Source organism: Aestuariivita boseongensis (genome assembly GCF_001262635.1).
GTDB classification, from domain to species: Bacteria; Pseudomonadota; Alphaproteobacteria; order Rhodobacterales; family Rhodobacteraceae; genus Aestuariivita; species Aestuariivita boseongensis.
In genome coordinates this window covers 1-10,117 of record NZ_JXYH01000078.1, presented here as the reverse complement: position 1 = coordinate 10,117, position 10,117 = coordinate 1, and the positions used below count along the sequence as shown (strand labels likewise).

13 protein-coding genes are annotated in these 10,117 nt (G+C 62.5%); 6 read left to right on the top strand and 7 right to left on the bottom strand.

What is annotated here, in order from left to right; genetic code table 11:
• Positions 1-35: 35 nt before the first annotated feature.
• Positions 36-233: a hypothetical protein gene (locus TR61_RS18640; RefSeq protein ID WP_050932040.1), complete on the bottom strand. Its 198-nt coding sequence runs from the start codon at positions 231-233 to the stop codon at positions 36-38.
• 242 nt (positions 234-475) lie between these two features.
• On the opposite strand from TR61_RS18640, the gene TR61_RS20530 reads away from it, so the two are divergent.
• Positions 476-598 carry a hypothetical protein gene (locus tag TR61_RS20530; protein WP_281178083.1) on the top strand — a complete coding sequence of 41 codons (123 nt, stop codon included), beginning with the start codon at positions 476-478 and terminating at the stop codon, positions 596-598.
• A gap of 44 nt (positions 599-642) precedes the next feature.
• Here the strand turns inward: TR61_RS20530 and TR61_RS18635 are convergent, their stop codons facing one another.
• Positions 643-1,887, bottom strand: coding sequence for a sarcosine oxidase subunit beta family protein (locus TR61_RS18635; protein ID WP_050932039.1), 1,245 nt, complete (start codon positions 1,885-1,887; stop codon positions 643-645).
• Positions 1,888-2,047: 160 nt separating this feature from the next.
• Between TR61_RS18635 and ccmI the strand changes: the two genes are divergently transcribed.
• Genes ccmI through TR61_RS18620 form a run of 3 tightly spaced genes read left to right on the top strand, consistent with a single transcriptional unit; the run spans position 2,048 to position 3,983 of the window.
• Positions 2,048-3,277, top strand: coding sequence for a c-type cytochrome biogenesis protein CcmI (gene ccmI, locus TR61_RS18630; protein ID WP_050932038.1), 1,230 nt, complete (start codon positions 2,048-2,050; stop codon positions 3,275-3,277).
• Between the two features lie 53 nt (positions 3,278-3,330).
• Positions 3,331-3,756: a Holliday junction resolvase RuvX gene (gene ruvX / locus TR61_RS18625; protein ID WP_050932042.1), complete on the top strand. Its 426-nt coding sequence runs from the start codon at positions 3,331-3,333 to the stop codon at positions 3,754-3,756.
• Entirely contained in the window at positions 3,753-3,983 is a 231-nt protein-coding gene (locus TR61_RS18620; protein ID WP_050932037.1) for a DUF1289 domain-containing protein, read from the top strand. The genes ruvX and TR61_RS18620 overlap by 4 nt, the downstream gene beginning before the upstream one ends.
• A gap of 93 nt (positions 3,984-4,076) precedes the next feature.
• Here TR61_RS18620 and TR61_RS18615 read toward each other — a convergent pair whose 3' ends face one another.
• The 4 genes from TR61_RS18615 to TR61_RS18600 all read right to left on the bottom strand — a co-directional run bounded on the left by TR61_RS18615 (position 4,077) and on the right by TR61_RS18600 (position 7,114).
• On the bottom strand, positions 4,077-4,847 hold the full coding sequence (locus tag TR61_RS18615; RefSeq protein ID WP_050932036.1) for a hypothetical protein: 771 nt from the start codon (positions 4,845-4,847) through the stop codon (positions 4,077-4,079).
• Positions 4,841-5,665, bottom strand: coding sequence for a sulfite exporter TauE/SafE family protein (locus tag TR61_RS18610; protein WP_050932041.1), 825 nt, complete (start codon positions 5,663-5,665; stop codon positions 4,841-4,843). Before TR61_RS18610 ends, TR61_RS18615 begins: the two co-directional genes overlap by 7 nt.
• 31 nt (positions 5,666-5,696) lie before the next feature.
• Positions 5,697-6,704 (bottom strand): tRNA dihydrouridine(20/20a) synthase DusA, encoded by a 1,008-nt coding sequence (gene dusA, locus TR61_RS18605; RefSeq protein ID WP_050932035.1) that lies wholly within the window; start codon positions 6,702-6,704, stop codon positions 5,697-5,699.
• Between the two features lie 206 nt (positions 6,705-6,910).
• Positions 6,911-7,114 (bottom strand): hypothetical protein, encoded by a 204-nt coding sequence (locus tag TR61_RS18600; protein ID WP_050932034.1) that lies wholly within the window; start codon positions 7,112-7,114, stop codon positions 6,911-6,913.
• Between the two features lie 960 nt (positions 7,115-8,074).
• On the opposite strand from TR61_RS18600, the gene TR61_RS20050 reads away from it, so the two are divergent.
• Both TR61_RS20050 and TR61_RS18585 read left to right on the top strand, forming a co-directional pair.
• Positions 8,075-8,506 carry a hypothetical protein gene (locus tag TR61_RS20050; protein WP_157440984.1) on the top strand — a complete coding sequence of 144 codons (432 nt, stop codon included), beginning with the start codon at positions 8,075-8,077 and terminating at the stop codon, positions 8,504-8,506.
• Positions 8,503-8,865, top strand: coding sequence for a DUF7670 domain-containing protein (locus TR61_RS18585; protein ID WP_050932031.1), 363 nt, complete (start codon positions 8,503-8,505; stop codon positions 8,863-8,865). The genes TR61_RS20050 and TR61_RS18585 overlap by 4 nt, the downstream gene beginning before the upstream one ends.
• Before the next feature lie 194 nt (positions 8,866-9,059).
• Here the strand turns inward: TR61_RS18585 and TR61_RS18580 are convergent.
• Positions 9,060-10,117, bottom strand: a 1,058-nt coding sequence (locus TR61_RS18580; RefSeq protein ID WP_216595442.1) for an MBL fold metallo-hydrolase, incomplete at its 5' end; no start/stop codon positions are given.

Here is a 10,117-nt window from a genome sequence, read left to right as displayed (position 1 = left end):
CGGGCGCAGCCGCGCGCCCGCCAGCCTGGTATCCGTCATTCCACCGGGAGAGGAACGGCCTGCTGGGCAGACCCAGCGGTGCCCGCGTCGCCCGACGGTACCGGGCCGCCCGTGCTGCCCAGGCCGATGATGGCCACGACCAGCAGAAGAACCAGCAGGACTGCAGCAATCGTCCAGCCACTGCCGCCTTCGTTGCGCAGATGTTGAGGGCGGGTTGTCGAGAATTCGTCCATGAGAGATCCTCCATCAGTGAGGATCTCAGGATCGCATCTGCGCCGGGCCGATCAATGCCGCCAGACGCCGTCTGCCCGGATCGGCCAAGGCTGGCCGCATTCTGCGTCCGCGAACGGCAAGCTGTTGCCGCTCCAAACCCGCTCGGCAGGAATTGGCGCATGGCCCCTGCCCCTGCAGGCCAATCAGCGGTTTCGACCGCCCCCGCCTTGAAGAGCGGCGCGCGGCCTCCCATCTCGGTGTCATGGAACAGATCTATCTGATATTGGCGATTGGCGGCTTTTTCGGCCTGAGCGCATTGGCCTACAGCCTGCGCCCGGAATGCCCGCAGGAACGCCCCAACGCGCGGCCTTTGCGCCGCCGGTAACGCGCGCGCGGGGCGGGCCTTATGTGCCTGAAGCCCAATCATGATCAGTGAGCCACCCCGGCGGCCACGCTTTCGTCGATGAACCGGCCTTCCTTGAACCGGTTAAGCGAGAACGCATCCGTCAGCGGCGACGATCCCTTGGCGATCAGTTCGGCCATACCATAACCCGAACCGGGGATCGCCTTGAACCCGCCGGTGCCCCATCCGCAGTTGATGAAGACGCCATCCACAGGCGTTTTCGATAGGATGGGCGACCGGTCGCCGGTCATGTCCACGATGCCGCCCCATTGGCGCAGCATCTTCAGGCGCGAGATCATCGGGAAGGTTTCGATCAGCGCGCGCACGGTTTCCTCGATATGGTGGAAAGACCCGCGCTGGGTGTAGTTGTTATACCCGTCCGCGCCGCCGCCGATGACCATTTCGCCCTTATCCGACTGACTCATATAGCCGTGCACGGTGTTGGCCATCACCACCACGTCCATGCAAGGCTTGATCGGCTCTGATACCAGCGCCTGAAGCGCCACGGATTCGATCGGCAGACGGAAACCCGCCAAATCGGCCAGCACGCCGGAATGGCCGGCCACGACGATGCCCAGCTTGTCGCAGTCAATCTCACCTTTCGACGTCGACACGCCCACCACGCGCCCGCTTTCCCGGCGGATGCCCGTGACTTCGCATTTCTGGATCACGTCCATGCCCATATCCGAACACGCCCGCGCATAGCCCCAGGCCACCGCGTCATGGCGCGCGGTTCCGCCGCGATCCTGCCAGAGGCCGCCCAGAACCGGATAGCGCGGGCCGTTGATATTGATGATCGGCACCAGCTCTTTCACGCGTTCGGGGCCGATATATTCGGTCTTCACGCCTTGCAACGCGTTGGCATGGGCCGTGCGCTGATATCCCCGCACCTCGTGATGGGTCTGGGCCAGCATGATCACGCCACGGGGCGAGAACATGACGTTATAGTTCAGATCCTGGCTCATCGTCTCGTAGAGCGAGCGGGATTTCTCATAAATCGCCGCCGAGGGATCCTGCAAATAGTTCGACCGGATGATCGTCGTGTTCCGGCCCGTATTCCCGCCGCCCAGCCAGCCCTTTTCCAGGATGGCCACGTTCTTGATGCCGAACCGCTTGCCCAGATAAAACGCCGTGGCCAGCCCGTGCCCGCCGGCGCCGATGATGATCACATCGTATTTCTTTTTCGGCTCGGGCGAGGCCCAGGCGCGCTCCCATCCCGAATGGTAACGCAGCGCCTCGCGGGCGACGGCAAAAGCTGAATATCGTCTCATATCACGAATCCGGACGGTTGGTTCCCTAGTGACGCATATCGCGCGGCATACAGATTGGACCACGCCCCCAACCGTCGCAATATCATCCAGTTGCGACATGGTTGCCGCAGGGACGTTTTTTGCCCTTTTTTCGCGGCGGTGGCCCCTATAAGTGAAAGCCATGACTTTTTGGATCCTGACCTCTGTTTTGGCCCTTGCAGTGGCCTTTGTTCTGGGCCTTGCGCTGATGCGATCGCGTGCGGGGGCGGAACCTGCTGCGGCCTATGATTTGCGTGTCTATCGCGACCAATTGAAAGAGGTGGAGCGCGATCTGGCGCGCGGCGTACTCAGTGGGGAAGACGCCGAACGGATCCGAGCGGAGGTGTCGCGCCGGATTCTGGCAGCGGATGCGCAGGTACAGGCGGAAACCGCCCAGGGCGGCGCGCGGGGGCGCGGCGCGCTGGCTGCGGCGGTCGTGGCCGGTGTCCTGCTGATTGGCGGATCCTTGGCGCTTTACAACGAGATCGGCGCGCCCGGCTATGGCGATCTGGCCCTGGCCGACCGGCTGGAACTGGCCGAGGAAGCGCGCGCCAATCGCCCCAGCCAGGAAGAGGCCGAAGCGTCCCTTCCCCCGCAAAGCCAGCGCAGCGATGTCAGCCCGGATTTCGTGGCCCTGATGGAGCGGCTGCGGGAAACCGTCGCCGCACGGCCTGACGATCTGCAGGGCCATGTCCTTCTGGCGCGCAATGAAAGCGCTTTGGGCAATTTCACCGCCGCCTATCAGGCGCAGGCGCGGGTGATCGAACTGATGGGCCCGGCTGTGACGGCGGCGGCCTGGACCGATTACGCCGATATGCTGATTTTGGCGGCGGGCGGCTATGTCTCTCCCCGGGCGGAGGATGCGCTGACCCGCGCGCTGCAGATCGACCCGCGCAACGGGCCTGCGCGCTATTACATCGGATTGATGCTGGCGCAGAACGGACGGCCGGATCAGGCCTTTGCCATGTGGCGGCAACTTCTCGGCGAAGGACCCGAAGGCGCGCCGTGGATCGAACCCATTCGCCTGCAGATCGAAGAGATGGCCTTTCGCGCTGGCGTTAACAATTTCGTCTTGCCCGAGGCGAATGTGTTGCCCGGCCCCTCACAGGAACAGATGGACGCCGCAGGCGATATGAGCGCCGAAGACCGGATGGAGATGATCGAGGGGATGGTCTCAGGGCTGGCCAGCCGGCTTGCCACCGAAGGCGGCCCGCCCGAGGAATGGGCCCGGCTGATCGGATCGCTGGGCGTGCTGGGGCGCGAGGCGGACGCGATTTCGGTCTATAACAACGCGCTGGTGACCTTTGCCGATAACGAAGCCGCGCTTGAGATCATACGCGGCGGTGCGCGCCAGGCCGGGCTGATCCCGTGATTTTCCAGGAGATCGCAGCGTTCAAAGCCGCCCTGCCCCGCAGCGCGGCCATCATGGGCCTTGATCTGGGTACCAAGACCATCGGCGTTGCCCTGTCCGACCGGCTGCTGAGTTCCGCGACGCCGATGGAAACGATCCGGCGCAGCAAGTTCACCGCCGATGCGGCGCGGCTTCTGGAGATCATCGCAGATCGCGAAGTTGGCGGCGTGGTTCTGGGCCTGCCGCGCAATATGGACGGAACCGAGGGGCCGCGCTGCCAATCCACCCGCGCCTTCGCGCGGAACATGGAGCGGCTGACAGATGTGCCGCTCACCTTCTGGGACGAACGGCTGAGCACCGTGGCGGCGGAAAAAGCCCTGCTCGAGGCGGATACGACCCGAAAACGTCGCGCAGAGGTTATTGATCACGTCGCCGCAAGCTATATCTTGCAAGGAGCGCTGGATCGGATGCGCTTTATCGGTGAGGCGGGCAGCGCATGAAAGACCAGATCTGGAAACGCAACGAAGTGCAGTCGCCCTGCATTCAGATCTGCGTCGTGCATCCCGAAGAACGGATTTGCACCGGCTGTTACCGCACGATTGACGAGATCACCCAGTGGTCCAAAATGGATCCCGATACGCGCACGCGCATCATGGACGAACTACCAGACCGCGCCCCGCGTCTGGCCAAGCGCCGCGGCGGCCGCGCAGCCCGTCTGGCCCGTTAAGACCTCTCCCGCATCCCGGACTTGATCCGGGATCTCGTCAGGCGGCAAGAGGCCCCGGATCAAGTCCGGGGCGCCCGTATTCATGCTGAAAACTCAAACTGTTGCCCAGCGCGCTTGATCCTTCAGTTTAGGCCGGAAATAGGCAATCATGCGCCCCGGCCCGTCCGGCGCCGTCCAAGGGGCCACGCCATGCAGGGCCAATCGGTGGACCAGATAGGCCTCTCCGGGTTTGGCGTGCACAACCACTCTTTCACAGGTATCGAACACCTCGCGGCGGGCGGCCTGATAGATCTCGGTCACGTCGATTTCGCCCCAGGTTTCGGACTGTGCGCCGCCGAAGGCTTTTGCAAAAGCCTTCGCCATGATCAGATGGCTGCCCTCCCAGACAACCAGTGGCGCGGCGCCTGGATGAGAGTCGGTCAGCGGCAGTCCAAGGATCCAGGCGTGAGCTTCGCGCAGATACCGCCGTTTGTCAGGCCCTTCCGCCAGCAGACCATCCACATGCGCCCCATCGCGCCTCAGCCGGTATCGGAACGCAGCCTCCCCCTCGCCCTTGCGCGGCTTGGGATAACCCGGAAAGATCACCGAAAGCTGCGCCCGGTGCAGATCGGGAACAGGGCCCAGGCCGGCCGTGATTGCCTCGATCGCCGCGCCTGCAAGCGGCACGTCCCCAAGGCCGCCGCTGCGGTCATTCGGCAATGCATCCACACCAACAAACCAGGTGTTTTCGCACTGATACCAATGGGAAAGCGCGGGATCTTCAAGCGCCCTGCGCCCCGCCGTGTATGCTGCCTGCGCCCAGGCCGCCGTCCGACTGTCCCAGCCGAACCGGGTCCAGCCACGGGCGGCCAGCGCTGCTACCACCCCAGTGCCTTTCGCAGCATGTTCAGCGCCACAAGGATCAGAAAAAGAGCGAAGATGCGTCTAAGCGGAGCAGGATCCAGCCTGTGCGCCAACCGTACGCCCAAGGGCGTCGTGACAAGCGTCATGGCGATCACGATGGCAAAGGCCGGAAGATTGACCGCACCAATCGTGACCGGCGGACGCGTCGCCGGATCGACCGGCACGAACAGAAACGCAATCACCGAGGGAACCGCGATCAGCACCCCGAAGCCAGCCGCCGTGGCCACGGCCTGGTGGATGGGCTTGCCGTAAAGCGTCATCAGCGGCACGCCGAAACTGCCCCCGCCAATCCCCATCAGAACCGACAGGAACCCCACGATCGGGGACAGCACGGCCCGTGCGATTCCGCGGGGCATCTGGTCGCCCATCCGCCAATCCTTGCGCCCGAAGGCCATATACAGCCCGACCGTGACGGCAAGGATTCCGAACACCGCCAGCAGCGTTTCAGACCGCAGCTGCGCGGCAACCAGCACGCCCAGAACCGCGCCGATCGTGATGCCCGGCGACCAGGTTTTCAGGACGTGCCAATCCACCGTGCCCTTTTTGTTGTGGCTCAGCACCGAACGGAGGGACGTGACCACGATCGTTGCCAGAGACGTCGCAAGGCAGATCTGCATCAGCTGCGGGCTGTCATAGCCAAGCGTCTGAAACGCATAATAAAATGCCGCCACAAGAACGATGCCGCCGCCCACGCCAAGAAGGCCTGCCAGAACACCCGCAATGCCGCCGATCACCAGCAAAAGCGCCAGCATCTGCAAAAGAAGACCTGTATCAACCATGCCTGTCATGTCTCTGAAAACTGGGGGCAGTTCAACCGGCTTCTGTCTCGGCCACCGACGGGATTTGTGTCAGCGCCGCTTCGACCAGCTCGGGCCCCGCACCGGCTTTGGCGGCCCCTTCCGACAGCATACGCCGCCAGCCCCGCGCACCGGGTCGACCAGCAAACAGACCCAGCATATGCCGGGTGATCTGGTGCAATCGCCCTCCGGCTGTCAGATGCGCCTCGATATAGGGCAGCATCTGGCGGACGGCCTCGACAGGGTCGCTGTCTTCCCCGGCCCCGTAGATGCGCCGATCGGCCTGACACAGGATATCGGCCGGCTGATGATAGGCCGCGCGTCCGATCATAACACCGTCCATTCCAGCCGCCAGAAGCTCTTCGGCCTGATCAAGCGAGGTGATCCCGCCGTTCATCGAGATATGCAGGTTGGGAAAATATTCCTTCATCCGGTGCACCAGAGGATAGTCCAGCGGTGGAATATCGCGGTTTTCCTTCGGGCTGAGCCCCTGCAGCCACGCCTTGCGCGCGTGGATCGTCACACGCTCACAGCCCGCCGCGACAATGCGGGCCAGAAATTCGGGCAGCACCTCTTCGGGGGTTTGATCATCGACCCCGATGCGGCATTTCACGGTGACCTCGATGTCGACTGCCGCGCGCATCTCGGCCACGCATTCGGCCACAAGGCCCGGCCGTTCCATCAGAACCGCGCCAAAGCAGCCCGATTGCACCCGGTCCGACGGGCAGCCCACATTCAGGTTGATCTCGTCATAGCCCGCCGCCTGCCCCAGCCGCGCAGCATGGGCCAGCTCAACCGGGTCCGAGCCGCCCAGCTGAAGCGCCACGGGATGCTCTTCCGGGCTGAATTCCAGCAAATGCAAAGCGCCGCCACGTACCAAGGCAGGCGCGGTGACCATTTCTGTATAGAGCAGGGCATTGCGGCAAAGCAGTCTGTGCAGATACCGGCAATGCCGGTCGGTCCAGTCCATCATGGGCGCGACGGACAGGCGCGCGGCCTTTGTGGCTGCGTTTAAGGGCATTGAATGTACTCCTTCGGCCCACCGGCTTTCGGAACGGGGCCGCAGCGCGCACCATAAGTACTCGGCGTCCGGTTTGCCAGACTGGCCCGGGCAAAAAACAAGCAAATTGGGGCAATTGGATGCACTCTTTGACCCCTGCCAATCCATGTTGTCATAGTCATGACACATGGTATTGCTGGGGCGTTCCGAATTGAGCGTTACCTGCATCAGGTCTTGGCGATCCAGTGGATTGCCGGAATGACCGGAATTATGAGAGTGGTCGACGATATCAGGCCCAAATGCAGTGATATTGCCAGACACTGAAAGACTGGATCGACGAGGATAACGGTCGCGCCGATCATCGCCGCGCGGGTTGTGAACAGGATTGAATTCCGCAGGATGATGCCAACAAGCACGATGAACCTGATCAAAAAGGGGCCCCGACAACGGCGCGCCGAACTGCCAGTGGTCGATCATGGTCCCGAAGAAGGTCAGCGGCACCGGCGTCAGAACCACCACAGGCAGCCGTAATCTGCCAAGCTTCCCGTCCACGAGGATGTGGACGTGCCACACCGTAGACGGCGCCCATGTCGCGGAACGTGATCCACATGACGTCCCACCCGCCATCCCCTGGCAACATCGGTGTTTTGGTTGTCTGACGCTGACCTTTGTGCGGGATCTCGAGTTTGATCCCAACGCGCCAGAAAACGGCACCAAGCGGGTCGGCCACCTCGATCATCCCTTAGCGGGGCGCTTCAAAGGTTCGGGCCAGTTCGCCCATCGCCATGATCACGTCATGGCCCATATGCCGGCGGGTCCGGTAGAACGCCCGCGCTGCAATCAGCTTGATCACGTCGCAACCGCGGGGCAGCGCGTTCGCGAGCGCAGACTACGGCGAAAGGCCCGTCCTCGAAAGCCTGGCGGACAGTCTTTGTCACAAACCGCCGCGTGTATCGCTGAAGGTGCTTCACGCGGTTTGTGCGCTTTTCGTACTCGCCAATGTGCTGAGCGATCTCCGATGGATCGGCCTCGACTGGCAAACCGTATTCGAAGGCGTTGCCGCCATTGCTTGGGTTGCAAGCACCACGCTCACAGCCCTTGGTATGCGCAATGCACTGAAAGAACACCTGCGCGCCAGGGGCGTGATGTCGAGGCACATGTCGCCCGTCTGTCGCTCACGGTATCGGCATTGCCTGAATTGACGGGTTAGGGGATTGGCACGGTGCGCGCCCAATTGGCGATCTGTATGCCAGGGCCGACGTGTCCGACCGTTGGCAGTCTGCGTCGGCGCTCAAAAAAAGCCGTGATCCTTCCCTGCCTTGACATGTCTGCGCGTCAGATGGGCGATGGCGCCACCCCCGCCCTGATCGCTGTCGGTGGGCTCCTTCTGCGTGCATGCCCATCTGCAGAGTGGAGGAGAGGATTTCGCACCGCCATGTCATCGCAGAAGACAGGGCTTCAAAGGCCGCTTCGATCAAAACGTTCTGCCGTTCGCCCTGGCGCTGCAATCCGAGGGATATCCGAAGTCCGCTTCGTTCCCGATTGTGACATTTATCAGACTTATGGCAGCTTTGGCGCGTGTCGCTAGGGGTGTCGCCGTCAGCGCCGCGCATCTCCTTTTCGCACGCGGCCTGACCTCCGCCGCAGCCGGGATGATGCCCTTTGTGATCAGCTCCAAAACCCATCGCGGCGTCCACCACAAAGCGGCATGTGGTGACCTTGTGATCGATGTCGTGATCAAATACGCCGGCCACATGATGTTCGTCGATCAGCCAGAGGCAGGTGTGGCTGCGGTTCGCGCCTTTCTGGAGGCGGGTCCATGAGTGCGTCCGCGACAGTCCGCATTCTGCGTCTTGTGGTTCGCACTCTGCTTGTGGCTCTTGCGCTGTTTTGGTTCATCTTCGCGTGGCTGTCAGGTGCCGCCGAATATGGCCAAGGCATTGGCGCGGTGATCCGCAATCTGCCGAACTCGGTGCCGTGGCTTTTCCTTTTTATCATCGTCTACATCGCGTTCCGATGGGAGCTTGCGGGCGGTATTCTGATCATGCTCGCGGGGCTTGGATCGGTGGTCTTCTTCGATGCCTGGGCGGCGCCTGTTGTCCTGCTTGGCGTCTCGCTGCCGCTTGTCGCAGCAGGTGCCACGCTTGTTGCATGCCACATCATTGACCGGTCCAAGGCTTAAATCGTTCTGCGCCCGGCCACTCGGGCAGCAACATGACCCGCACCGGGTTTGAAGTCTGGCATGAGCACGACGATGGGTTTCAGATAGAACGCAAGTGCCAGGCGGCGCGCCGACCGCGCCCTTGCGGCGCGAGGCAGACTGCGGGCGTCGGCACGTACCGATGCGCGCTTGAGCGCGTCACCCGCTGCCGCCAATCACTCGCCAAAGGAGTGCCCCGCGACGTGGAAGGCATCGACAGGCGTCCACATGGGCAGGAGCGCCACGTGAACGCCCTCAGCCTTAGCACGGGTGAGAACGGCCTCGATTCCGGCCTTCGATTTCATGCCAAAGACGCCATCCCAAAACAGATTCAGGGCACCTGGCGGATCGCCCGGATCAATGGACATGGGAGAGTGCTCAAAATCGTCCCAATGGATCAGATAAAGCCCTTCGGGCTTGGGCAGAGAGACGGCTTCGCGCCATAAAGCAGCTTGATAGTCTGTTGTCTGACTGGCGAGCCCGCCAATACCAAGATGGAGCGTGTCAACGTCGATGTCTGCAAAGGCACCCTCCTTCAGCCCCGGGCTTGCATGAATAAGGGCGCTGCCTTCGGGATGTTCGATCAGGACAGAGAAAACCGTTCCCTGACGGTACGCCCACCCCGAGGCCGGGGGGCTGAGCGTATCCTCGATCAGCACATCCGTCTCCCGAAATAACGGATTGGGTGAGAGGAAATGCCCGGTTTCGATCATTGTCACGGTGAAATCACCGAAGCGAAGCGTGTCACCGTCGGTGACAACCCTGATCTGACTTTCAGGCAAGCCGCCGCCGCGTCCGATATTGGCCGCGGAGTCGGATCCGACGAGAAGCGCTCCGGTGCGCTTGGCAACCTCGGCAACGTCCATGGCGTGGTCAAGATGGGTGTGAACCGGGATGAGTGCATCCACATCCCGATCGCCCAGTCGGGCGAGCCCCGCATCGATCGCCTCGAGGTCGGGCGCGATTTCGCCGAACAGGATCGACACTGTCGACGGCCGAGAGAACCAACCGTCGATCATGATACGTGTGTCCGCGTCCGCAAACAGCAGGCTGGAGGTGCCAAAAAACTGGACGCTGACGCCATCCTCGGCCCGCGGCGCGTAAAGGCTGTCGAAGGCCGAAAGATCGACCCGCGTATTGAGCATCCAAACAAAAACAAGGGCGCCGACCGCAAGAACGGCAAGTAAGCCGACCATCAACCGCTTAACGATCACTGAGCCTCCCCAACTGAACT